The organism is Bacteroidota bacterium (assembly GCA_016195025.1).
GTDB lineage: Bacteria > Bacteroidota > Bacteroidia > Palsa-948 > Palsa-948 > Palsa-948.
Window position 1 is genome coordinate 1 of the sequence record JACQAL010000044.1, and the last position, 25219, is coordinate 25219.

24 protein-coding genes are annotated in these 25219 nt (G+C 37.5%); 9 read left to right on the forward strand and 15 right to left on the reverse strand.

Features of this window, described 5'->3' with window-relative positions; genetic code table 11:
• Nucleotides 1-233: 233 nt before the first annotated feature.
• From HY063_09360 to sucD, 5 genes are all read right to left on the reverse strand, one after another.
• The gene (locus HY063_09360) at nt 234-635 is read right to left on the reverse strand and encodes a DUF1016 family protein (GenBank protein MBI3501990.1); all 402 of its coding nucleotides are present in this window, start codon (nt 633-635) and stop codon (nt 234-236) included.
• 177 nt (nt 636-812) lie between these two features.
• Nucleotides 813-2033, reverse strand: a complete 1221-nt coding sequence (locus tag HY063_09365) for a M48 family metallopeptidase (protein ID MBI3501991.1) — start codon at nt 2031-2033, stop codon at nt 813-815.
• Nucleotides 2034-2155: 122 nt separating this feature from the next.
• Entirely contained in the window at nt 2156-4246 is a 2091-nt protein-coding gene (locus HY063_09370; GenBank protein ID MBI3501992.1) for a hypothetical protein, read from the reverse strand.
• A gap of 123 nt (nt 4247-4369) precedes the next feature.
• Complete coding sequence (fabG, locus tag HY063_09375; GenBank protein ID MBI3501993.1) at nt 4370-5116, reverse strand: 3-oxoacyl-[acyl-carrier-protein] reductase; 747 nt, start codon at nt 5114-5116, stop codon at nt 4370-4372.
• 9 nt (nt 5117-5125) lie between these two features.
• Nucleotides 5126-6007, reverse strand: coding sequence for a succinate--CoA ligase subunit alpha (sucD, locus tag HY063_09380; GenBank protein ID MBI3501994.1), 882 nt, complete (start codon nt 6005-6007; stop codon nt 5126-5128).
• A gap of 169 nt (nt 6008-6176) precedes the next feature.
• On the opposite strand from sucD, the gene mnmE reads away from it, so the two are divergent.
• The 9 genes from mnmE to HY063_09425 all read left to right on the forward strand — a co-directional run bounded on the left by mnmE (nt 6177) and on the right by HY063_09425 (nt 14744).
• A complete protein-coding gene (gene mnmE / locus HY063_09385) occupies nt 6177-7577 on the forward strand; it encodes a tRNA uridine-5-carboxymethylaminomethyl(34) synthesis GTPase MnmE (protein MBI3501995.1) in 1401 nt (466 codons plus the stop codon).
• Between the two features lie 255 nt (nt 7578-7832).
• Nucleotides 7833-8393: a helix-turn-helix domain-containing protein gene (locus HY063_09390; protein ID MBI3501996.1), complete on the forward strand. Its 561-nt coding sequence runs from the start codon at nt 7833-7835 to the stop codon at nt 8391-8393.
• Complete coding sequence (locus HY063_09395; GenBank protein MBI3501997.1) at nt 8393-9625, forward strand: site-specific integrase; 1233 nt, start codon at nt 8393-8395, stop codon at nt 9623-9625. The genes HY063_09390 and HY063_09395 overlap by 1 nt, the downstream gene beginning before the upstream one ends.
• Entirely contained in the window at nt 9625-10380 is a 756-nt protein-coding gene (locus HY063_09400; protein MBI3501998.1) for a hypothetical protein, read from the forward strand. Before HY063_09395 ends, HY063_09400 begins: the two co-directional genes overlap by 1 nt.
• Before the next feature lie 116 nt (nt 10381-10496).
• Nucleotides 10497-10883 carry a DNA-binding protein gene (locus HY063_09405; GenBank protein MBI3501999.1) on the forward strand — a complete coding sequence of 129 codons (387 nt, stop codon included), beginning with the start codon at nt 10497-10499 and terminating at the stop codon, nt 10881-10883.
• Nucleotides 10867-11949, forward strand: coding sequence for an AAA family ATPase (locus HY063_09410; GenBank protein MBI3502000.1), 1083 nt, complete (start codon nt 10867-10869; stop codon nt 11947-11949). The genes HY063_09405 and HY063_09410 overlap by 17 nt, the downstream gene beginning before the upstream one ends.
• Nucleotides 11950-12197: 248 nt before the next feature.
• Nucleotides 12198-13133 (forward strand): hypothetical protein, encoded by a 936-nt coding sequence (locus tag HY063_09415; protein MBI3502001.1) that lies wholly within the window; start codon nt 12198-12200, stop codon nt 13131-13133.
• 188 nt (nt 13134-13321) lie between these two features.
• Nucleotides 13322-13747 carry a hypothetical protein gene (locus HY063_09420; protein ID MBI3502002.1) on the forward strand — a complete coding sequence of 142 codons (426 nt, stop codon included), beginning with the start codon at nt 13322-13324 and terminating at the stop codon, nt 13745-13747.
• A 250-nt stretch (nt 13748-13997) separates the two neighbouring features.
• Nucleotides 13998-14744, forward strand: a complete 747-nt coding sequence (locus tag HY063_09425) for a recombinase family protein (GenBank protein ID MBI3502003.1) — start codon at nt 13998-14000, stop codon at nt 14742-14744.
• A 139-nt stretch (nt 14745-14883) separates the two neighbouring features.
• On the opposite strand, the gene HY063_09430 is transcribed toward HY063_09425, so the two are convergent.
• The 10 genes from HY063_09430 to HY063_09475 form a co-directional block, all read right to left on the reverse strand.
• The gene (locus tag HY063_09430; GenBank protein MBI3502004.1) at nt 14884-15255 is read right to left on the reverse strand and encodes a hypothetical protein; all 372 of its coding nucleotides are present in this window, start codon (nt 15253-15255) and stop codon (nt 14884-14886) included.
• A 368-nt stretch (nt 15256-15623) separates the two neighbouring features.
• A complete protein-coding gene (locus HY063_09435; GenBank protein ID MBI3502005.1) occupies nt 15624-16073 on the reverse strand; it encodes a DUF4411 family protein in 450 nt (149 codons plus the stop codon).
• 47 nt (nt 16074-16120) lie between these two features.
• Entirely contained in the window at nt 16121-17152 is a 1032-nt protein-coding gene (locus tag HY063_09440; protein MBI3502006.1) for an ImmA/IrrE family metallo-endopeptidase, read from the reverse strand.
• Nucleotides 17153-17241: 89 nt separating this feature from the next.
• Entirely contained in the window at nt 17242-18027 is a 786-nt protein-coding gene (locus HY063_09445) for a hypothetical protein (GenBank protein MBI3502007.1), read from the reverse strand.
• Nucleotides 18028-18035: 8 nt separating this feature from the next.
• A complete protein-coding gene (locus HY063_09450) occupies nt 18036-18368 on the reverse strand; it encodes a hypothetical protein (GenBank protein ID MBI3502008.1) in 333 nt (110 codons plus the stop codon).
• An 11-nt stretch (nt 18369-18379) separates the two neighbouring features.
• The gene (locus tag HY063_09455) at nt 18380-18946 is read right to left on the reverse strand and encodes a hypothetical protein (GenBank protein MBI3502009.1); all 567 of its coding nucleotides are present in this window, start codon (nt 18944-18946) and stop codon (nt 18380-18382) included.
• The gene (locus HY063_09460) at nt 18943-20241 is read right to left on the reverse strand and encodes a restriction endonuclease subunit S (GenBank protein MBI3502010.1); all 1299 of its coding nucleotides are present in this window, start codon (nt 20239-20241) and stop codon (nt 18943-18945) included. The genes HY063_09455 and HY063_09460 overlap by 4 nt, the downstream gene beginning before the upstream one ends.
• A complete protein-coding gene (locus HY063_09465; GenBank protein ID MBI3502011.1) occupies nt 20241-21656 on the reverse strand; it encodes an N-6 DNA methylase in 1416 nt (471 codons plus the stop codon). The genes HY063_09460 and HY063_09465 overlap by 1 nt, the downstream gene beginning before the upstream one ends.
• The gene (locus HY063_09470; protein ID MBI3502012.1) at nt 21653-22378 is read right to left on the reverse strand and encodes a hypothetical protein; all 726 of its coding nucleotides are present in this window, start codon (nt 22376-22378) and stop codon (nt 21653-21655) included. The genes HY063_09465 and HY063_09470 overlap by 4 nt, the downstream gene beginning before the upstream one ends.
• A 44-nt stretch (nt 22379-22422) precedes the next feature.
• Nucleotides 22423-24813, reverse strand: a complete 2391-nt coding sequence (locus HY063_09475; protein MBI3502013.1) for a DEAD/DEAH box helicase family protein — start codon at nt 24811-24813, stop codon at nt 22423-22425.
• Nucleotides 24814-25219: the final 406 nt, after the last annotated feature.

Here is a 25219-nt window from a genome sequence, read left to right on the forward strand (position 1 = left end):
AATGTTGTTTTCATAGAAGTTCGTTTTGGTGAACCGCTATGATGATTTATTTTGCCCTTGCTATCTCTCTGCCTGATTTTATTTTTTCAACATCTGCTTGTTTATTCCGAATGTTTTTTACCTTTGTTGCGAAAGTCCTATGCTCTATTAATTAATCCAAGCGAGTAAACTCCATAATCATTTGGTTTCATTTTTAGAAACGGAGCGACTTCTGAAAGATTCTCAAAATATTCTTATAAAACTTCTACAGGTTCATATTTGATTAATTGAACATTTGTATTTTTACAAAGTTCTAAGTCAGATTTTTTTAATTCTGTAACCAAAATATAACCTTTGATATTGCCACTTATTAATTCTCCATTAGCCTGCAACTTTTCAAGTTCATCAATATAATTGCTGATTTGTTCTAAATGTTCCTGATAAAATCTTGTTACTTTAAGTTCAATTAAAATTAAATCTTTAGAGTGTAAAAGAAGTAAATCAATTCTTTGCTCTCCTCCTTTTAATTTAAATTGACGAGCAACAAGTTTTAAATCCAAATTAAAATTTAAAAGACGGTTGAGATAAGTTAAGTTTGCAACAAGCGCATCTTCAACTTCACTTTCTTGAATGTTGTTATGTTTTTTTTGTTTCACTTTTTGCGACAAATGTAAATAAAACATTCTATGCGCGGGCTGTTTGCGCGAACGATTGAAGTGGAAAGCCCGCAGCGCAGCGAGGACTTGGAACGGAAAGCGTGACTTGAGCGAAGCGAGAGGCGCGCCCAAGACATCCCTCGGCACTTCGTGTCCGCTCCCTTCATCAAGGGAGAATTAAATTAAATGCTTCAACCTTTCCAGCACAGGCGGATGAGAATAATGCACAAACACATAAGCGGGATGCGGCTTGAGGTTGCTGAGATTATCTGAAGAAAGTTTTTTGAGCGCAGTGCCCAGCGCATTTCCGTTGTAGGTTTCTTTTGCATAGGCATCGGCTTCAAACTCGTGCTTGCGCGAAATTATATTTGAAATGATTCCGAGAATTTCGGAGAGCGGTGAGTAAAGCAATCCGAACGCGAGAATGTCTATGTGAAAACTTTCTTGTGCGCCCAACGCGTTTGCAAGCGCGGGATTGCCAAGGAACGAAGAAAGAATGAACAGCATCACGCCTGTTTGCGCAACGCCCTGCACGGTTCCGATGAGCGTGTGTTTCTTTTTGTAATGCCCGACTTCGTGCGCGAGCACAGCCACCAGTTCTTCTATGGAATGTTTTTCAATGAGCGTATCGTACAGCACAATTGTTTTCTTGGCGCCCAATCCGCTGAAGTACGCATTTGCTTTTGCCGAGCGCTTGGAGCCATCTATCACAAAAAGATTATTGAGTTTGAATCCGACTTTTTTGCAATACGCTTCAATGGCATTTCTCAATTCTCCTTCGGGAAGCGGAGTGAGTTTATTAAAAATGGGAACGAGAAATGTGGTATAGAACATGGTGATGAAAATGGTGAAGACAGAAATTACCGCCCAGGCAAAGAGCCAGAAATATTGTCCGGTGGATTGATAAATAAAAATGATGAGAGATAATAATCCTCCGCCAATGATGGCTGCGAGCAAATATCCTTTCAGCTTATCGAAGATGAAAGTTTTGAGAGATGTTTTGTTGAATCCGAATTTTTCTTCGATGACAAAAGTTTTATATAAAGAAAATGGAAGCCCGAGCAGATCAGAAGCAAAACCAAGTATGCCGAAGAAAATCAGAGCGATGAGAATCGGATTCTCCGAATAACTTCTTGCGATGGAATCTACGAAAGCAAATCCATTCAGAAATAACATCAAAAGCAATCCGACTAAACTGATGGCGCTAGTGAGCATGGAGAAATTATGATTCACTTTATAATATTCCTGCGACTTTCGGTATTTCTCTTCATCATAAATATCTTTTGCCTCAGCGGGAAGTTTGGGTGAAAGGTTTTTCAGATTCAGAAAATCCAGCACCTTATCGAAAATAAAATCGAAGAGGATGATGGCAACTATGATTAGGAAGAGTGTGTTCATTTATATAATGCCAATATACTAATTGATACTAATGCAACTAATAATACCAATGATACAAATAACTGTTATTCGTATTATTTGTTTCATTGGTACGCATTTGTATATTAGCATTTCGCTTCAAGTTAGTAAGCCCCATTAATTTTTCTTATAAACCATTCTAACGATATCAAAGATAAAAGCAAAAAGAATATCCACTTCAGATTAATTAAGTCAGAAAGTTTTTTCTCGCTGTGAGAGATGGGCTTAATGTCTTCTCGCGCATTTAATAATTCAGTGAGTTTGTTTAATTGATTCGGATAAACCATCGCTCCCCCGCTCTTCTTTGCAAGTGAATAAAGTAATTGATGGTCAGCAATGGTGTTGGTTGTTTCAACCTGCAATGCCGCCACGCTGAACTCGCCTTTTTCAGAATATAACTTTGTTCCCACTTTTACTTTTGCTTCATAGCGGTAATTCCCTACAGGAAATATTCCGGCATTCAAACGGTACGCATTGGTTGTCTTGCTAAACGTAAAAGGAAATCTTTTTCCATCAGCGTTAGAGATTGTCACACTGACTTCAGGGTCATTGATGAGTTCATAGCTGTCGTTATAAACTTCCGCTTCAAATTCAACCGGTTCATTTTCGTAAAAATGATTTTTAGAAATGATTCTGAAAAAACTTTTGTCAATCTTGGCGGAGAGATACTGAACGGTTTTGTCAATGAGTTCGTTAAATATATTTGCATTGTTGTGTTCGGAAAAATCCTGCAAACGCCATCTCCAGATTCCTTCCCCGGAAATAATTCCTCGCTTTTGCTCGCCTGCCTGCGTGAAAAGAAAAAGCGGCTGCTGAGTTTCCACCATTCCAATTTTCTGATTAAATAAAACTGAAGCCGAAGAATTTATTTTATAGTTCCCAAACGGACATTGCAGCGGAGAAAACTTTTGAGAATAATTTTTCAGCGCATCGCTTACCGTGAACAAAGAAAAATCTTTTGACAATGCCGGCTGAACATCATTCGTTTTCCCCTGAGAAAAAGGAATAGTTAAATCGGATTGCGCATTGTTAATTCCTGAAATAGAAGTTTGATTTCCCACAATGAACAGCGAAGAAGTTTTTGCTTTGTCAATCTCCGTTAAAATACGTTGCACATTATTTTTCTGCGAAGGAAGCTGGTCAAAAATTATAAGATTAAATCCTGTAATTGGTTTATCAAAATCACTAACAAGATAAGAACTCACTTCGTAATTCTGATTTTGCTCGAGCGCATTTTTTATTGCGGCAACATCGGGATGAGGCGATTCGGCAAGAATCAGAATTTTCTGCCGCGCATCCAGCACGTCAATAAAAATATCTTTCACATTGTTCGAGTAACTTACTTCACCTTCAATGTTTGAAAGTTTGATTGTGTAGCGCTGTAAGCCAACCTGCTTTGCTTCAAGTTGAACAGGAACGGAAAGAGAAAAATTATTTCCGGAGATATTTATTAACTGAGAAAATAAAACTTCTTCGCCTTTTGAAACGGTGCAAGTGGAAGTTTTTCCTGCAAGCTGCCTTGCATTAATCTGAATTTCGATTGGAAATTTATTTCCGAGATAGGCAATTCTGTTAGATAAAACTTTTGAAAGAATTAAATCTTTTCGAACCGTTGTGTCTCCAAGCGCAATTGTATAAACAGGGAACTTGTTTTTCGCAGAAGAGTAAAGAGGGTTTTGTCCTTTGTTATACAAACCATCCGAAGCAATCACCACCGCGCCAACATTGCGATTGGAAAATCTTGTTTCAATTTCATCAAACAAAGAAGCAATGTCCGTTTGTTTTTCTCTATAGTCAAATGCAAGCCCGCTTTTAATTTTATCTCCGAAAGAATAATTATTCGTGTCAAATTTATCAGCAAGCGATGAAACAAATTCAGAAACTTTTTTCGGATAATCATTTTTATAGAAAGTAGAATCTTTTCCTATGGAAACCGATTCTGAATTATCCTGCGCGAAAATTATTATGGGCTTCTCAACCGTGCGGGAAATATTTTTCAAAAGCGGAGCAAGAAGAAAAAATGCAAGCAGTGTTACCGTAACAAATCTGCAAACAGGAAGCGCTCTCCTCACCCACTTCGGAGTTTCGTCAAATCGTTTTTCTTTTCTGTATAATACAAAAGCGTATACCGCTCCTGCAATCACACAGAAAACGTAAAACCAATTTGGATAATCGCTATATAAACTAAAATTCATAAATCAGCGAAAACGAATTTATACGAATATACGAAAGAAGAAATTTAAAAAATGGTAAATAAAATTGTAGTGAAGATAAAATCTCGTTTCGTATTTTTCGTACTGTTTCGCTTTTCGAAGATTTTATGTGTGCATTCCTCCGCAAATAGAAATTACTTGCCCGGTGATGTAAGAAGAATTATCGGAAGCAAGAAAAACTGCAAGGTCTGCAACTTCTTCAGGTTGTCCGGTTCTTTTAAGCGGAATGTCTGCAAGATAAGCGTCAATTACTTTCTGGTCAAGCGAAGCAGTCATTTCGGTAGAAATAAATCCGGGAGCGATTGCATTGCAGCGAATATTTCTTGAACCAAGTTCCTGCGCAACAGATTTTGTGAAGCCGATGATTCCTGCCTTTGACGCAGCATAATTCGCCTGCCCGGGATTTCCCTCAATCCCAACTACAGAAGTCATATTGATTATGCTTCCCTTTTTTGCTTTCAGCATCGGGCGCTGAATTGATTTTGTAAGATTAAAAACTGATTTCAGATTTGCGTTCATCACTTCATCCCACTGCGCTTCGGTCATTCGCATTAAAAGATTGTCGCGTGTAATGCCGGCATTGTTCACCAACACATCCACCGTTCCAAATTCTTTCACTACTTCATTCACCAACTCTTCGCACGCTTTTGAATTTGAAGCATCGCTTTGAAATCCTTTTGCTTTTACTCCGAATGCCGCAAGTTCTTTCTCCAGTTCTTTTCCTTTTTCAACAGAAGATAAAAAGGTGAAAGCGACATTTGCTCCGTGCTCAGCAAATTTTTTTGCAATGCTCCTGCCTATTCCGCGCGAAGCGCCTGTGATGATGGCAACTTTTTTTTCGAGAAGTTTCATATCTATTTTTTATGCAGGAACTTTTTTAAGTACACTCGCCATTGTTTTTCCAATCACCGCAGGAGAATCCACCACGTGAATTCCGCACTCGCGCATGATTTTCATTTTCGCTGCGGCAGTATCGTCCGCTCCGCCAATGATTGCGCCCGCATGCCCCATTCTTCTTCCGGGAGGAGCAGTTTGTCCGGCAATGAAACCAACCACCGGTTTTTTTCCAAACTCTTTTATGTAATACGCGGCTTCGTTTTCCATGTTGCCGCCAATTTCACCAATCATAATAATTCCCTCCGTGGCGGAATCTTCCATTAAAAGTTTTACTGCATCTTTTGTAGTTGTTCCGGGAATGGGGTCTCCGCCAATTCCTATGCAGGTGCTTTGTCCGAGTCCTGCTTTTGTAACCTGGTCAACTGCTTCGTAAGTTAAAGTTCCCGAGCGGGAAACAATTCCAATCGTTCCTTTTTTGTGAATGAAGCCGGGCATGATTCCGACTTTCGCTTCACCGGGAGTGATTACACCGGGGCAATTCGGTCCAATCAATCTGCAACTTTTATCGCGCAAATATTCTTTCACGTAAATCATATCCTTCGTTGGAATTCCTTCGGTGATGCACACAATAACTTTTATGCCTGCTTCTGCGGCTTCCATAACTGCATCGGCAGCAAAAGGCGGAGGAACAAAAATGATGGAAACATCGGCATCGGCAGTTTTCACTGCATCGGCAACGGTGTTGAACACGGGTTTGTTGAGATGAGTTGTGCCACCTTTGCCGGGAGTAACTCCGCCAACCACGTTGGTTCCGTATTCAATCATTTGCGTGGCGTGAAAAGTTCCTTCGGTGCCGGTGAAGCCCTGCACAATCACGCGCGAGTTTTTATTTACAAGTACGCTCATAGAAAAGTTATTGAGTTGTAAGATTCAAAAGTAAAATTTTTATTCGAATAAAATTCTCTTTCACCTTATTTCCCTTATATCCTTATTCCCCATTATTGTAGATTTCTTTTGACAATCTCTGCACTCTATACTATGTACTTGGTACTTTTTTCCTTTATATTTGTCAGCAATGAAAAATAATCCTCTGAATAAGGAAACGATTGCCGCGCTTTCCACTGCGCCCGGCATTGGAGCCATTGCAGTGATTCGCATTTCGGGAAAAGATGCTTTCAAAATCTGCAGCAAGATTTTCAAAAAGAAAAATTCAAAAGCATCTGACATCTCGCGCTTCGAATCACACACCGCTCATTTCGGAGAAATCATTCACAACAATAGTGTGATTGACGAAGTGGTGTTGACAATTTTCAAATCTCCAAATTCATATACAGGCGAAAACATAGTTGAAATTTCCTGCCACGGCTCGCAATACGTGCAAGAACGGATTCTTCATTTGCTCACCAAGAACGGAGTGCGCCTTGCCGCTGCAGGCGAATTTACTTTCCGCGCTTTTATGAACGGAAAGTTTGATTTGTCGCAGGCGGAAGCGGTTGCCGATTTGATTGCATCGCACAGCGCCACATCACATCACGTTGCCATGCAGCAAATGCGCGGAGGATTTTCTTCCAAACTGAAAATTCTTCGCGAGAAATTAGTTGACCTTGCTTCCTTAATTACGCTTGAACTTGATTTTGCGGAAGAAGATGTGGAGTTCGCCAGCCGCGATGAACTGAAAAAACTTATTGCATCGCTTCAAAGCATTATTAAAAAACTTATTCGCTCGTTTGAACTCGGAAATGTTATCAAGAACGGAGTTCCTGTTTGCATTGCAGGACGGCCGAATGCAGGAAAATCCACGCTGCTGAATTCTCTTTTAGAAGAAGAGCGCGCCATTGTTTCTGAAATTCCCGGCACCACGCGCGATACCATCGAAGATGAAATTGTTCTGGAAGGCGTTCGTTTCCGTTTCATTGACACTGCCGGATTGCGCCACACCACCGATGCTCTTGAAACGGCAGGCATCGAGCGCACGCAGCAAGCCATAAAGAAAGCAAGCATTGTGATTTATTTGTTTGATGTTCACGAATTGAGTGCCAGTGATTTGCAAAAAGAACTTGAAGATTTAAAACAACATATAAACGGAGCCGAATTAATTCTTGCAGGAAATAAAATTGACAAGGAAGATGAGAGTTATACCAAAAAAGAATTTTCGCATTTTGAAAACATAATTTTCATTTCATCGAAAGAGAAAAAAAATCTGGAAGAACTGAAATCAAAACTCATTGACATTTTTGATGAGAAGTCGAACAACATTCCCGAAACAATTATTACGAACACGCGCCACGTGGAAGCATTGCAGGCGACTGCCGATGCATTGACAAGAGTGAGCGAAGGGCTGGAGAAAAAACTTTCAGGCGAACTTATTGCAAGCGACATCCTCACTGCGCTTCATCATCTGGGTTTAATTACAGGGGAAGTTGCCACGGAAGATATTCTGAAAAACATCTTTGGAAAGTTTTGTATTGGAAAGTAACCAGCCAAAAACAAACAATTATTATTTCGGCAATAAACCACTAATCAGACCTATTTTCATAGGTAAAAATAACATTTTTGTTAGAGTTTGTTAGTATCTTTTTACTCGTATTTTTTACTCCAGTTAATTTTCTTGTGTACCTTAGTTAAAATTTTCAGCAGGTAAGGTACAAGTATAGATATTTTACTTGCCTTATTTAACCTAAAATTACTCTAAATAATATTACTGATTCTTCTCAACAACTTTTTACCACCGATGAGCAAATCAAATTTCCGAATCAAACGAATCTGCCAGCAATGCGGAAAAGAATTTGAAGCGCAAAAATTCAGCACAAAGTATTGCAACCAAAAATGTGCAGCCCGCGCATACAAATTCAGAATGAGAAAAGGTATTGTAGAAGTATGCAATAATGAAACAGAACAGATAAAAAACAAACCGATTGAAGATATTAAGGCAAAAGAGTTTTTGACAGTTCGGGATTGTGCGAAACTACTCAACGCCTCACGACAATCCATCCATAACCTTATTAAGAAAGGCACTATCAGAGCCGTGAATCTGCAAATTAGGAAAACACTTATCCAGCGTTCCGAGATAGATAAACTTTTTGCACCGCCAGAAATAAAACCACAAGTTCAGAAACCTTCCAGACAATATGAAGTCAGCGAATGTTACAGTATACAGGAAGTACAGCGTAAGTATAAAATTTCGTCACACGCTCTGTATCAAGTAATCAAACGGAAACAAATTCCAAAATTCAAACAGGGATGGTACTCCTATGTGCCGAAAATAGAAATTGAAAAACTTTTTTCTAAATAATGAAAACAACAGCCGTTAAACTTTATCAAAAGCCGATTGCAAGAAATCGGTTCACATTATTCTTAGATTTTTTTCCTGCTATTCCGAATCCCGATACTGGAAAGCCGACCCGCAGAGAATTTTTAGACCTCTCTCTCTACAGCGAGATAGAATACAGGGAAGAAAAAAAGATTGGCAAAGCGGGGAATAAATATTCTTCTTACGCGGTAGTAGCAGATAAAAATGGAAATCCCCAAAAAGTAAAACTTTCCTCTGCTGAAAAACTACACAACCGCGAAACCTTAAACCTCGCAGAAAATATCAGAGCAAAACGACAGATAGATATACAAAACAGACAATATGGATTTTTAAGTAGCAAACAATTTACTGCTGACTTTGTAGAATACTTTCAGGTACTCACTAATAAAAGAAAAGGAAGTAACCATGACACATGGATTTCTGTTATGAACTACATAAAAAAATTTACAGGTGGAAGTTTACGCTTTAGCGAACTCACAGAAATTTTCTGCAATAATTTCCGCGAGTATTTATTAACCGCTCCGAGTAGCCGTAGCGACAAGCAGGTTCTTGCAAAAAATTCTGCCTGCTCCTACTTCATCAAATTCAAAACCGCGTTAAAGCAAGCATATAAAGATGGCTATTTATCTACTGACATAAATGCGAAAATTGAAAACATAAAACCAGCCGAAACGCAAAGGGAATTTTTAACACTTGACGAATTAAACTTATTAGTGCAAGCGGAGTGTGAAATGCCAATATTAAAGAAAGCAGCATTGTTTTCAGCACTTACTGGCTTGCGGCATTGCGATATAAAAAAAATGCTATGGGGAGAAATAAGACAAGATAAGGACAAAGAAGGAAAAACAATATATGCAATTCATTTCAGACAAAAGAAAACAGACGGGACGGAATTTTTACCAATTTCAGAACAGGCACATAATATGCTTGGCGAAAGAAAAGAATCAGATGAAATAATTTTTTCAGGACTAAAATATTCTGCTTATGCCAATGTGTATCTGAAGCAATGGATTTTACGGGCGGGTATAACAAAGGACATTACCTTCCATTGTTTCAGACATTCCTTCGCCACAATACAACTTACTTTAGGGACTGACATTTACACATTAAAAAAATTATTATGTCAGCGTAACATACAAAACACACAGATTTACGGGAAAATAGTTGATGAAAAAAAGCGAGAGGCGGCTGAAAAAATAAAACTGAAAATGTAATGAAGATAACAGAAATCACAAAAGCATCCATCAAGCAGAAAGAATTTATTGCGAAAGAATCTGCTAAAAAGTTGGAGGCAATAATATCCGACTTCAGGGAGAGATATAAAAATTCTCAAAGCAAACAGGAATTTTATAGTGATACAATTCGTCAATGTTGGAGTATTTTGTTTGGAAAAATTCCTAATGAAGTGCCAGATGAAAAAGGAATCAGACCGATTTTATGGAGAGGCGGTTTTTTCGAGCGTTGGCAATTAAAAACTATTCAAAGTTATGCCTATTATAAAAAAATAGGAAAAGAGCCGTCATATATTTACACTACGACACCAGATTATCCTGCCGATGAAATAGGATGTTATGTTTATACTGAAGCACTTTGGAACTATTTGAGGTGGTTAAAAAGATTTAGTGTTAGAAAAGGAGCAAAGAAAATAAGGGCTGAAAAAAACTTCTATGAATATCTACACCATGATAAAAGAGAATTGCTGGCAAAACGATTAAAAGAAGAATTCAATAAAGAAAAGGGTAAGGGACTTGCTTTAATGCGAAAAGTATTAGAAGAAAATCAACCTCCACTTTTAATAATCCCTGATGGTGAAATCACAAGTTTCTTTGATAGTATGAAGAATTTTTTAGATGGAAATATTGGTTGTTTAAATGGCTTCAAAGATTTTAAATACATAAATGAAAAACATAATACTGCTTTTGGAAAAACAAAGCAGAGAATAAATAACTTGCTTGTAAAACTTGTTTGAACTTGTGTGGGTTTCCCTATGAAAAAAAACATTACAAGAATAAACAAGAAAAGAAACGATTGATAAACCGATAATCGGTTGTTATATTTGCTCAACGAACCAAAACAAGTTGAGCAATGCAGACCGAACAACCTACACCGCCACTACCCTTCGAGAAACTTCCTGAAGCCGTTTCCAAACTCCTTTCTCAGCAGGAAGAAATAATACGGCTACTTACCGAACAGAAAAATCCGCAGCCAGAAGGCGACAAGTGGTTTGACCTAACAGAACTCTGCGAGTATCATCCAGAAAAGCCGACAAAGGCAACGGGATATTCTTGGGTGCATAATAGAGTTATTCCCTTTCACAAAAAATCTAAAAAACTTTTTTTTCTGAAATCAGAAATTGATGCGTGGCTCAAGAGTGGGCGGCAAAAAACCGTGAAAGAAATTGACCAGCACGGAACTGATTATATAAATAAAAAAGAAAAAAATAATACTTCAATAAATGGAAAAAGAAATTAAAATCAAGCCCGACTCCGAGTACAAAATCATTGAACTAATCTCAGAAGCAAAAGAGGAAGTGAATCAACTTATGCTGGAGAGTACAGGATTGTTTACGGTATGTACCGCTGGTCATTGGCTGGAAAAAGCAAAAGCAAGACCAATTCCTAAAATGCTTTTCGGTGAATTCTGGTTTGAAGGTGAACTTTGTTTTTTATTCGCTGATACTAACTTGGGGAAATCAATATTAGCCGTGCAAATTGGAAATAGTAATAGCAGAGGTGAGGCGATAAAAGCGTTTAAGTTAGAAGCAGAAAAACAAAAGGTTTTATATTTTGATTTTGAATTATCCGATAAACAGTTTGAAGCCAGATACTCAAAGAACTTTGAAGGGCATTATAACTTCGATAGTAACTTTTTAAGAGCAGAAATCAATCCTGAAAAATCCGACTATAGGGAAAATGGATTTGAAACTTTTGAAAAATATTTATACACCTCTCTGGAGCGTTCCATAATTGAATCTGAAGCAAAAATTTTAATCATTGATAACATTACTTATTTGAAAGATGAAACGGAGAAAGCAAAATCTGCATTACCTCTGATGAAAGATTTACAACTACTGAAAAAGAAATATGGGCTTTCTGTTTTAGCATTGGCACACACACCGAAAAGAGATTTATCAAAACCTCTTACTCGAAATGATTTACAAGGGAGCAAAATGCTAATCAATTTCGCTGATAGTGCTTTAGCAATAGGCGAAAGTCATAGCGATAAAAACCTTCGCTACTTAAAACAAATTAAGGCGCGGAATACGGAAGTAATTTATGATGCTGAAAATGTCTGCGTCTTCCAAATTGTCAAACTGGATAACTTTTTGCAATTTGAATTTCTGAATTTCGGAACTGAGCGTGAACACTTGAAACAACTTTCCGAATCAGACAGACAGCAAAAAATTACCGAAGTTTTAGAACTGAATAAGCAAGGTATTTCAAACATTGACATCGGTCGCAGGTATGGAGTTTCCGAAGGCGCAATAAGAAAATGGTTGAAAAAGGCGGCTGAAAGCAAAAATGAAAAGCCACTATAAATCGTACCCCTCGTACTACTCGTACTCATATACGAATGGTACGAACTGTACGAAAAAGTGAAAAAATGGATAAACTTTCAAAACTGAAATTTGACCGTAAGCGGAGCAGAATAAAAAACTGCCCGTGCGGAAAATCCAACAAGGACGGAAAATTTGTTCCGTATGAAAACTATGAGGACAAAGGATATTGCCATTCCTGCGGTGAAACATTTCTTCCCGAAGTACCGCAAGAGCGTTGGCAGCACAAGATGATGAAAAGGGAATCGCCAAAAGAGATTTCATTTATTCCTCAAGAACCATTTACGCAAAGTTTACAGCACTATGAGGGAAATAATTTTGTGAAATTTCTTTTTCAATTATATAGTCCTGAAACAGTAAAAAAACTTATTGAAAAATATTTCATGGGAACATCAAAGCATTGGCTGGGCGCAACTATTTTCTGGCAAATTGATATTGCGGGTAAAATACGAACGGGGAAAATTATGCTTTATGATTCCAACGGTAAACGAGTACAAGAACCGAATAGTCATATTGCGTGGGCGCATACTCTTATGGGAATCGAAAACTATAAGCAATGCTTTTACGGTGAAAATTTAGTAAATGATAAAACTAAACCTATTGCAATTTTTGAAAGCGAAAAGACGGCTGTAATTGCAAGCATTTATTTTCCCGAACTGTTATGTATTGCAGCAGGCGGAGCGGATGGGTTACAAGCAGAAAAATTTAATTCATTGCGCGGAAGAAAAATCATTTTATATCCAGACCTAAACAAATATGAAAAATGGAATGAAAGAGCGAAAGAACTTTCAAAATTATTTCCAGATATAGAATTTCATGTCTCTGATGTTTTGCAACGAAGGGCAACGCAAGAAGAAATAAAGCAGGGACTGGATTGGGCAGATTATTTAATTCGTCTTGATTTTAATGAATCGAGAGAACAACATTTACAATCTGACAAAGAATATGAAATGACATACGCAGATAAAATAGGTAAAATGCTTTTGGGTTTGCAGACGGAGGAAATAATTTATTGCCCTGAGGAAAACCGAGAGAGATTTATTGAAACAGTTAAAAGTTATATAGACAGGGAATTTGGATGGCGCGAGAACCCACCATTTGAGATTACTTTTTCAAATGACTTCACCAGAATCAAAAAAGAACAAAGGTGTTTTTCGCTGAACTAAATATAGATTATGGACGAAAAAAAATATTTCAGACCGATTTTACTAATGAAAAAAACCTTTAACTGGCGAAAAATCACTATAAAGAATCTGATTTATTCCCATTTCTTAGAGTTATGGCACACGATACTATTTTTCTAACTCACTTTTTTGTGAATCAAGATTCTGTATAAAAATAAAATCCAGAAAATATGGCAAGACGAAAGTCAATAAAAAATTCCTCTTTTCCATCTGAATTGTTTTCAAACGCTATTGATATGGGGCTATTCGTCTGGATGAAAAAAAATGGCTGGAACTTTCAACGAAATGTCAGAACCGTCCTTCTGGAGGAATTCCGATATGGAAATGAAAGCGTGGTTAAACAAATCAGTATGCTCTTGCATTATGTTATTGTTCCAAATGAAAAAACGCTGGCTGTGATATTACTGAAAAGTCATCATTATGGTGTCCACCCCAATTTTTATCGTATCCCTTTATTAAAGAAAAAATTTTTAAGCGAGGGTGTCTCTCCCATGATTTATGAAGTATGGGATACAGCATCGGCAAATGAAGCATTAAAGAATATCTATCAAGAATATCAAAAACAAAAACCTAATCTATATGCCAACTCAAAGTGAACGAAAAAAAGTCGAGGGTGATTTTTTACGAAGGGTCTCGGAAAAAATTAGTGGCGAAAATTCGGAACAAGATGACTTAATCAAAAAAATTAAAGACCGCGCTGTAGGTTCTAAATACTGGAAGGCGTTCAAAATAATTGCAACCCTGATTATTTTATTAGCCGTGCTTGGCTTCGTCTTCAAAATTTTATCTTACGCAACGAAAAACTATAAAACTTTTGTTAAGAACGCCAAATCATAAACAATGACTATGATAACACCACAAAGTGCTACAACTTACTTCTATATCCGATGTTCGACAAAACTACAGGATGCCACATTACAGATTTCCAATTTAATTTCAATGATTTCTCCTGACGAAAAATATATCGTTCTGCAAGAAAATCAAAGTGCCTTTAAGGACAATGTCAAACGCCCCGTATATGATGAGTTAGTCCGACTTGTAAAGAATAAGAAAATAAAAAATTTGTATGTGTGGGCATTTGACCGACTACATCGCAACTATAAACGGCTTCAGGAGTTTTTTTTAATCTGTAAGATGTCAGATTGTGTAATTCATTCCTATAACGAAAAATTTCTTGAAGATTTCCGAAAGATGCCACCTCCCTACAATGAAATGTTTGAAACTTTTATGACTACTTTATTTGGGAGTATGGGAGAGGCAGAATCCCGTTTGAAATCTGGTCGTGTGAAAAATTCAGTTGTGAAGAAGGAAGGAGAGATAACGAAAAGTTACAAAGGAAATAAATGGGGTCGGAAAAATTTATCTGTGCAGGTGATAAATCAAGTTAGGGCGTTACACGGACAGGGATACAGTTTGCGTGAGATTTGTAAAAAAGTGAATGTTTACGATAGGAATAATAATCCACGCCCGATTTCTAAAAGTTCGGTATTTTCTATTGTCCATAAATCGTATGGTAGTGATTTGACGGAAAACACTATGAAAAAAGATGAAACGGAAAAAGTAAAAGAGAGTGTCCGAGAAAGTTTGAATTAACGGACATAAAGGTTAGAGCCGAACTCCGATAACGAGAATATCATCCACCTGTTCCGTTCCCGCCTTCCAGTTCTCTACATATTCGTGAAAGTGTATAGAGAAGAAAAAAGTAGAATCAATATGTAAAACAAAAACCTTCTCATTCTTCTGGATAATTATCTTTTATGTATTGTTCTATTTCAGCACTAATCCTGCGAATACCGATAGGAAGTAATTCAGCCATTTGATAACCTATAACAAGTAAAACGAAAGAAATAATTAGAATGGTTAGCAAAATCAAAAGTAACAGCCATCCAAAATAATCAATAGTTAAATAAAAAATAATAATTGCAATCAATGTCCTTAAGAGTAAAACAGAATCAGTAGTAACTCGTCTTTTATATAAATTGATTTGCTTCTTCATCTCCTCTTGTTCCTTTGGTGTGAATGACTTTTTAATTTCCTGATACAAGTGAACAAACCAATCCTTCCTGAGTTTCACATTTTCTCTTTCTTCAATTTTCTTCTGCATCGTCTTGAATGATTTGAAAAACTCATTCTTTTTTACCGAGCGGTCAAGTATTTTTGCTCTCCATATTTCGGAAATGATGTAATTCAGGATATGAAAGATAAACTCTGCTATAAAATTTGTGGAAAGCCAAACAAGAAAGAAAATACTGAAAGGAATAATAAATTTTCCTCTTGCAATAAAATCATAAACCCCTTTGTAATCTGTTAAATCGAGAAGAGAATATTTGAAATAAAACTTTTCAAACAGGAAACTGGAAATGCCAAGAACAAAACAAAAATTGAGAACTCGCTTTACGGAAGGAAATAAGGTCTTTTCTTTTAAGTAGCGAGTGTATGGTAGAAAGTTTTCAATCATGCTTGTTGTGAATCCTACAATTTAATTTTTAATGCTTGAAAAAATTCCAATAGGTTCAATGATGTTATGCCAAACTGGTTTGCTATTGGAGGAATCCGTTCATTTTTTGTTTTATGTTCCTGCGTAACGATAACCGCTTGTTCGCAAACAGCCATAGCAATTAAGTATGGGTCAGCCCAAGGAGCGGGACGGTTCATTTTATTCTGCCAATGCGAAGGATTATATTTTGTTCGTATCTGGTGAATTTGGTTGCGCTGACAATTATCAATGCCAACAAACAGTTTTCTATGCTTATTGCCCCACTTCAAAAGTTTATCCTGCGGATTTGTTGTATTCCTAATTTCACGAAGCACCTCAACATGAGAATAAAGTTGGGTTTCTGCTATTGCTAAATTTATACGCTCCCAAATAGTAGGAAAAAGATTCTTAGGATAGCGGTCGTGAAGTTCTTTTAAGGAACTCATGTCAATAGTATAAACCTGAGTTGTAAAAAGATTTCTCTTAACTGCCATTAAATAAGTTTTTGCAGATACTTGTCTTTAATGCCAGTTATCGTGGAAAGCGAAGTATAAGTCAAATCACCTTTTCTATATGAATCCACCAAATGTTTCAGAACTAAACGGCTCGTTCTTTTAATATATGTTTGCTCCCAGTTTCTTCTTCCGAAACCGCCTCTTTTTAATTTTTCAAGTTTTGTTTTTAGAATCGTGTAACGAGAAGGATTGATAATATTAAATTCTTTCAGACGGATAAGTGTGACCTGTTTACTTACACCAAATTTTTTTGAGAGTTCCTCAAGTTGTTTAAGCGTTGTAATTGCAGATGTGGGAAGTTCACTTCTTAATCTATATTCTGGCATCAGAAGATTCGCAGCAAATTCATCGCAATATCTTTCTTCGGGCTGGTTGTCTTTATCTTTCTCAATATCCACAGTACAAATTCCATCCTGCCGTTTGAGCAAATGACAGAACTCATGGAAAAGGGAAAAAAGTTTTACTTCATTCATGTCACTTTCATTCAGAACCATCACACATACTTCGCCATAGACAGAAAAGGCACGGACTCCGCTTGTTTTAAGTGAATGCTCTATAACGGGAATAAAAAATAATTCTTCGATTAAGGACTTGTAGTAGTTAATAATTGGTTCTTCTTTCCGTTCAACCAAATTCTTCAGGAAATCAAAATCGGTCTCTAATAATTTCCTTACTGTGTTTGCAAGTTCGAGAGCAGATACACTTGTATCTAATTCGGGAAGCGTGGTAGTTCTTCCTGTAATTTCCTTTAGTTCTTCTGCGAGATAAAGTGCTTTTCTTTTGGCTAAAAAAACTTCCGATGATAATTTTTTATCCCGATTCAATCGGTAATCGTGAGGCATTTCGGGAACTTTGGAAATATCCGCTTCATAAAATGCTATTAACGGTCTCTTGTAAACATCGGCAAGACGAATAAGTTCGGATTCAGAAATTTCTTCATCACCATGCTCAATGCGTTCATATTTTTTTGTGGATAGGTACAGTTTCTTTGCTATTTCTTCCTCAGACATTCCAGAGGATTTTCGCATATAAACCAAAACATCTGGCTGAATAGTGTATGTAATTTTTTCTCTCACAATTTCCAAAGTTGCAATTATTTTTAATCCCCTATAATTTTAGATTCTATTTCAGATTCCTTTAGAAATTTTGCTGCCAAAACTCTGTGTAATCCATCTTTAATGGTTTTCAAATCAGCACATACTGCAATCGGTTCTTTCCACAAACCCGACTCTATCAAATAGGCGATTCTTTCTATATGATACTTTGTATATCTGCGTATGTATTCTTCGTAGTCGGCATTCCCGCTATTCCATTCGTTTGTTAATTCTGCTAAATGCGATTGAAACCCTCGCTTATCAAACCTTTTTTCGTTGACTGCTTTTTGAATTTCTTCGTCTGCAATATTTACAATTCTTGGCTCAGGAAACGATATGTCTGCATAAGGTACAATATTAAGGTCGCTAATTTTAATTCTTACAACTCCTTTTCCTCCCCGCTGCTCAACTCTTTCAAAAAATTGTTTAATGGAAGAAAACGAATATTTATTTATTAAATCACCATAATTTATTTTATGGTTTTTGTCTGCCGCTACGCGCCAAAAACCATTTTTGATTTGTAGAGATATTTCTCTCTTGGAAAAAATCCACCCCGATTTGTTAGATGAAAGAAGTATGAGAAAATAATTGGGACACTTTTCGTCTGCAACTTCTATTACGCGACTATCCACCCCGTAAAATGGTTTTTTACTGCGGCTTATTTTTGTAATCAATAATGTCTGCGTATTCGGAAACTTAAAGTAATTGTCCCGATTAAAAAATTTCTTTGCTTCAGGGCTTAGTTCAACTGCGCCAATTTCAGTTACGAATGTTTTTATTTCCTGCTCCATTTTCTGAATTACTTTCCCGTATGTTCTATTGCAACAGAAAATTTAACTCCAGTTATTTTTGTCAGGACTGCTGCCAGCATTTCATAATCCCAAACTTGAATTTGGTTAAAATCTATGTTTTGGTTTTCTTTTGTTCTCAGCGCAGGGTTATTTTTTAATAACTCCTCCGACAGTATTATCAGCATAACTCGGAGAAATAAAGGTTCTGTGGTTTTTGATTCTGTTTCAAGAACAACTTCATCCCCTCTTTTTAGTTCTAATAGCCAAGCCACATCCGCCAGCCCTTTAATAGTTTTTGCCCTTTCGATTATTGCCTTAATGTTCAAATTATGTTTTTCCATCTTAATAATTTTTAATGTGTCTTAAAACTGTTCCATAAAGTTTTTAGTTTTCCTGCGAAATATACCTCAATAAAATACAAATCAAAATCAAGAAGTTCAGGTAGAATCGCTACTCTGTAATTACAAATAACTTTTTGTCTTTTTTCCAATTCAACATAAGGGAAGTGTTTTCTTTCTCCCTCATATTTTGATTCGCTGGAAGCCATTAAATATGCTAAGGTTGCTTCGTTATGTAATTTACCGAAACAGTGCTGTCTCAATCTTCTGAAAATCGTACCTGATATACCAACATATCTTGGAATAATTTTTTTAGAAGATACTTTTTCACCAAACAAATATAGTCCCTTAATTTCGTTGTTCTGTTTGAATTTAGGGTATGATTTAGTATTGGGAATGTAGCCAAGATTTTCAAACAATTCTTTCTGTCGAAAAATTCTTTCTCCATCTGCTCGATACAATTCACCTATTGTTTTGCAATCCTTGTGATTCAACTTTTGAGTAAGTGATATTAAAGAATGCTCACATTTGCTAACTAAAGCATCAATGTTTTTAGGATATGATTCTCCCCAATGATTCATACTGTTTCAATTTCTTTTTCTTTCAACGCCTCCCGCAACACCTGTTGCAGTAATTTCTCATTTTGTGTTTTGCTTTGCTGAATGCTATGCTGCAACCCATCGCAAAGTTTCATTAACTCCACTAACTTTTTTACAATTCGTTTTTGTTCTGCATACGGAGGAAGGGGGACGGGAATAGATGACAATGATTTTCCTGAGATATTACTAATGCCCATTCCCTTTCGGTAAATGTTTATTCTTCCACTTAAATTTAGATAACAAAAATGCCAATAAAGAAAATCTGAACTAATATTTTCAAAAGGTCTTACTCTATGAATATGGTTTTGGAAACAAACACTCTCATCTGAATTCCAAATTGCAGAACGACCTGCTTCTCCTCCCTCACATACCAGCAAATCACCTTTGATTGCTGTGCATTTATTTAATTCGGAATCCTCCATTGGCATTGTTTTCAAATTGCTTAAATCAAAGTATCCCCAATAAAGATTTGATGTAGTAATATATTTTCTGAGTTTCCCAGAGTTCCGCCCGCTATCTAAAGTCTTCCCAGAATTATGTTGAACAATTTTTCCCAGCCTGCACCAAGCCCAACTTTCAGGAATACCAAAAGGAATTTCTTCTGCTTTGATTGGCGGTAATGGTTTTTCTTTCTTGCCAAGTTTTTCTTTCTCCGCTTTTATTTTTTCCAGTAGGTCTTTAGCATTACCTTCCTTCCTATCCTGCTTTACCAACTTACCCTGCATGGCTTCTCGCAAAAATGCTTGGCGGAGTTGGCGGAGTAAATCTTCTTGGTGAAAGAGTTCATTAGATAAATCATCGCCCCTTTTTTCAACATCACTTATGTTTGAAAGAAATTCTTTCTGTGTTTCAATATCGGGCAAAGGAATTTCCAAATCATAAATTTGTTCAGGGTGTATCCGTTGCGTGGCTTGTCCCCTTGCAATTTTTGCTAACTGCAAATAATAATTTCCCTGCTTAAAGAAATAATGTATCCATTCAGGGAGACAATTTTCAGCAACATCAAATGCGGGCAAATCAGCACTACTTTCAAAGCCATCCAATTCCTTTGGTATAATTCCAAATGCACCTTTGTGAAAATTTTGTTTTCCATAAATAAACTGACTTGCTTTCCTAATAAACTGCTTGGTCGCACCTGCAATTTCGTTTTCCAGTCCTCTTTTTTCAACGCCAAGAACCTTCAGTCGAACAGTAATTCTCCTATCAGGATTCGGCTTCTCACAAGGAATCCTGCTTTCGGTAAGTATATCGCCCAACCTAACTTTTTTCCAAGTCATCAAACTGCTTGTTTAATTTTATTTAACAATGAATGGCTTTTAGAAAAACTATCGTCAAGCATCTGCATCAATTCTGCGCTGGTATATTCGTGTGCTTCTTCCTGCTTGGTAGGGTTTTTAATATCCAAGTCATAACCGCGCTCAATAATTGTTTTAATGTTTACCTTCCAACAAACATCGCTTTCCTTGCGCTTGTTCCACCATTTTTTTATCGGCTCAAATTCTTCCACACGAATTGGTCTTGTCTTGTTGTACGCCTTATATCCATCTGGCATTCGGTGTTCGTAATACCAAATATCTTTTGTTGGTTTTCCTTTTTCAAAAAATAAAAGATTGGTCGCCACAGTCGCATACGGCTGAAAAACGGAGTTGGGCAAACGGATGATGGTATGCAGGTTACATTCTTCCAGCAACCGCTGGCGGATTCGCTGCTTCACTCCTTCTCCCGTTAAACTTCCATCGGGCAACACGATTCCCGCTCTACCTTCCTGCTTCAGCAGGTGAATCATCATAATCAAAAACAAATCCGCGCTCTCCTTTGTGCGGTAACTCTGCGGAAAATTATTTTCATTGTTGTTCGCCACCGTTCCGCCAAACGGAGGATTGGCAACGATTACATTCACTCGGTCTTTCTCGCGATATTCCGTGAGAGGTTTGTCCAGCGCATCGCGGTAAGTTATTTCGGGCAACTCAATGTCGTGCAAAATTAAATTGGTGGTTGCAAGCACATACGGAAGCGGTTTCCATTCCCAGCCCTGAATATTTTTCTGAATGCTGTTGTTCTCCCGCACATTTTTTGCCTGCTTCTTTAAGTGTTCAATGGCAGAAGTTAAGAACCCGCCCGTGCCACATGCCACATCCAAAATTTTCTCTCCGAGTTTCGGATTCACCATCTCAACAATAAACTGCGTAACGGCTCTCGGAGTATAAAACTCTCCGTAATCGCCTGCGCTTTGAAGTTCCTGCAAAATGGTTTCGTAAATCTCCCCGAACAAATGACGCTCGGTTGCTTTATTGAAATCAATTTCGTTCAGTTTATTCACAACCTTGAGGATGTTGATTCCGCTTTTCATGTAGTTGTTGTTGCCTTCAAACACTTCGCGTACCATATACGCTCGCGGGTCGCGGGCAGGAAGTTCTTTGAGCGCGGGGAAAAGTTGCTGGTCAATGAAATTCAGGAGTTCATCGCCCGTCATGCCTTCATCATCGGCTGCCCAGTTGCGCCATTGATATTTTTTCGGAATAGGTGATTTATATTTATCGTCAAGCAACTCAAGTTCCTTGTCCTTGTCGTCAAAAATTTTTAGAAAGAGCATCCAACCTAATTGTTCGATGCGTTGCCCATCGCCACTCACGCCTCTATCTTCGCGCATATAGTCGCGGATTGTTTTGATTACGCCTGATAAGTTGGTCATGTGGTTTTAATTTTTTCAAAAAATAATCTTGGTGAAATAATCGGATACCATTGAATTTTATATTCATTTAACAAAAATGACCAAACACTTCTTACGAATTTTTCTGGACTTTCTCTATTTTTAATTTCTTTCAAAGAATTAGATTCATCATTTAATACCGAATAAATTTTTTCAGCCATATCAAATAAACTTATCCTATAATCTAAATTCATTTCCGTATTGAAAAAAAATTCTGACTTGGGAATTTTAGTTGGTACTTCCGAAAATAAATGTCCATCTACGCTTGTGTCCGTATAAATCAGGTAGTGGATTCCAGAAATTGTAGCAGGAAAATCATTGACAGAAAAATGGGCTGAGTTATCTATAATACTACTCCCCTGATAATTCAAGTGCATATCCTGTCGTGTATGAAATTCAGGAGATGAGTAGAATACTCGATTAAAATTCCTATTGAAAGAAGAAATGTCTCTTAACTTTTTGAACTGTTTTGCGTCCGTATTAATTTTTAATTTGTAATAATTAGAATTGTATGCGTTAAAAAATTTAGGATGAGGGTCGCCTATATCAAATAGGTTTGACTTCTTGAATTGTAAAAAGTAATTACCAACGCAAACATCAAAACCATAATATTTGCCTTCATTGACTGTGTCTGTAAAAAAAGGAATTGGTTTGAGGTATTGAGATAAAAAATGAGGAGTACGCGTTTGTAAATATTCAAACACAAAGCAGAAGGAATACTGCGTTTCAGAAAATCTACACTTTTGCATTATGCTGTTTTATATAATTCGGTTTCTAATTCTTTAACTGCCTGTAAATATTTTTCTTTACTTCCAAATTCATTTATGATTTCCATTGGCGAGCCGTAATCGGCAAGCGGTTTTACTTTCAATACTTCCATACTTTCTATATTCTCAATTCCTTCATCCGCATATTTGTCCAGCAACGCTTCCAGAACTTTTTTACTCTGCTCTCCGTATTTTGTAAAGTAGTTGCGCTTCTTCACATTGCTGGCTCTTTCTTTTCTGGTGAGCGGTGGTTTATCATAGGCAATGTGGCAAATTAAATCAAACAGGTCGCAATTATTTTGCACGGCTTCCATCAATGCTTCCACCAAAACACCCTGCTGCTGCAACTCCTGAATGATTGCTTCCTTTCTTTCAGTCGCTTTCCACTTATTCAAAAAATCATCCAGCGATTTATACTGTCCCTTGATAATTTCTTTCGTGTGGTCTTTCAAACTGGTGGTGATGGGTCTTCCGTGCTGGTCAAAATACATTTCACGGCTCACCAATACTGAAACATCAACACCATTCACATAAATTTTTTCTCTTGGTGTTCTTATCACTCCGCCAACTGGTTCTGGTCTCCTTATGTCAGGCGGAGTAGGTGTAATATCTTCACCCGTTTCTTCATCAATGATTGGGTTCGGATTATTTTCTTCCTCATCCACGATTCCTCCTAAGTCGGTGTCTTCCGTTACTGGCTTAACGCGAATCGGGTCGCCATCAAAATCTCTATCGGCAAATAAATCGGTTGCGTTTCTGAAATCAATAATTGTGAAAAAAAGTTTATCATAGTCCTCATTGATGCGAGTTCCTCTGCCGATGATTTGCTTGAACTTTGTCATAGATTGAATATTGCAATCAAGCACAATCACTTTACAGGTCTGTGCATCAACGCCAGTTGTCATAAGTTCGGATGTTGTTGCAATCACGGGATATTTTTCTTCGGGGTTTGTGAAGTTGTCCAGTTCGCGCTTGCCTTCTTCGTTGTCGCCTGTAATTTGCATCACATATTTGTGATTCACGGCAGATAAATCGGCATTATGCTGCTGCAGGGCGGAGCGCATCCGTTCAGCGTGGTCAATGTCGGAACAGAATACAATCGTTTTTGCAAAGCGGTCATATCCTTTCAGGAATTCGGAAACCTTTCTGGCAACCGTATCGGTGCGCTCGTCTATTACAAGATTGCGGTCAAAATCTTTTCGGTTGTAAATCCTGTCATCAACAGGCAATCCTTCCTTATCCACCTTGCCTTTTTCTGGTCGCCATCCTTCAAGGTCAATGTTCAAGCCAACCCGCACCACGCGGTATGGAGCAAGGAAGCCATCGTCAATTCCCTGCTTCAAGGAGTAAGTATAAATCGGCTCTTGAAAATATTCTATGTTACTGATTGTATCTGTTTCTCTCGGTGTTGCGGTCAAACCGATTTGAGTTGCGTTTTTGAAGTATTGCAGAATATCTCTCCATGCGCTGTCTTCTCTTGCGCTTCCACGATGGCACTCATCTACAACAATCAAATCGAAAAAGTCAGGAGAGAATTGCTTGTAAATATTTTTTTCTTCCTCGCTTCCAGTTAATCCCTGATACAATGACAAATAAATTTCATAACTCTTGTCCACCATTCGGTGTTTCACGGTTGTCATCTTATCCTTGAAGTGTTTGAAATCTCCGCGCCTTGTCTGGTCAATCAGCGCATTGCGGTCAGCAAGAAATAAAATTCTTTTTTTCGCGCCCGCTTTCCATAAGCGATGAATGATTTGAAACGCGGTGTAGGTTTTTCCAGTTCCAGTTGCCATTACCAGCAAAATTCTGTTCTGTCCCTTTGCGATGGCTTCAACCGTTCTGTTCACAGCAATTTGCTGATAGTAGCGGGGCTTTCTTCCGCTTCCGTCAAAGTAATAATCCTGCGCTGCAACTTTTTCGGCTGCGGGCGTTTTAATTCCTTTGTACTTTTTGTATTTCTCCCAGAGTTGTTCAGGTGTCGGAAAATTATCTAATCCAAGTTCAGTTTCAATATTACTGTTGCCAGCAGTTCTGTCGTGAAATAAAAAGCCATCACCGTTGCTGCTGAACACACAGGGAATGTCAAGAATTGTTGCGTAGTCCAACGCCTGTTGTATGCCTGAACGAATGGAGTAGTTGTTGTCTTTCGCTTCAACGATTGCAATGGGAATATTCGGTTTGTAGTAAAGAATGTAATCCGCCCGCTTTCCTTTTCCTCTGGCGGTAAGTTTTCCCCGCACATAAATTTTTCCATCGGTGAAAGAAACTTCTTCCAAAAATTGCGCCACCTTATCCCATCCTGCCTTTTCAATGGCGGGAGTGATAAACTTTGTGCGAATATCCTGTTCAGATAAACTTTTTTTATCAATCATGGGAACGAAAAAAAACGACTGGCAATGAGCAATTAAAGATTCTTCAAATATAAGAATAAGGGACAAAAGCGAGGGGGAAAACTCGTTGGCTGATTAGTATTTTGTAATTTCCTCCGTAACTATTCCTAACGGGAGCGGGATGCTGGGGAAGGGCAATAAATTTTTGTTGTTGCTTCCACTGTTTGCCACACTAAGAAGAAACATAGTGTTTAATTTTAATAGGACTTTCGCAACAAAGGTAAAAAACATTCGGAATAAACAAGCAAATGTTGAAAAAATAAAATCAGGCAGAGAGATAGCAAGGGCAAAATAAATCATCATAGCGGTTCACCAAAACGAACTTCTATGAAAACAACATTGCAACTTTATGGACAGTATTTAATGACCACACCGATTAATTACACCT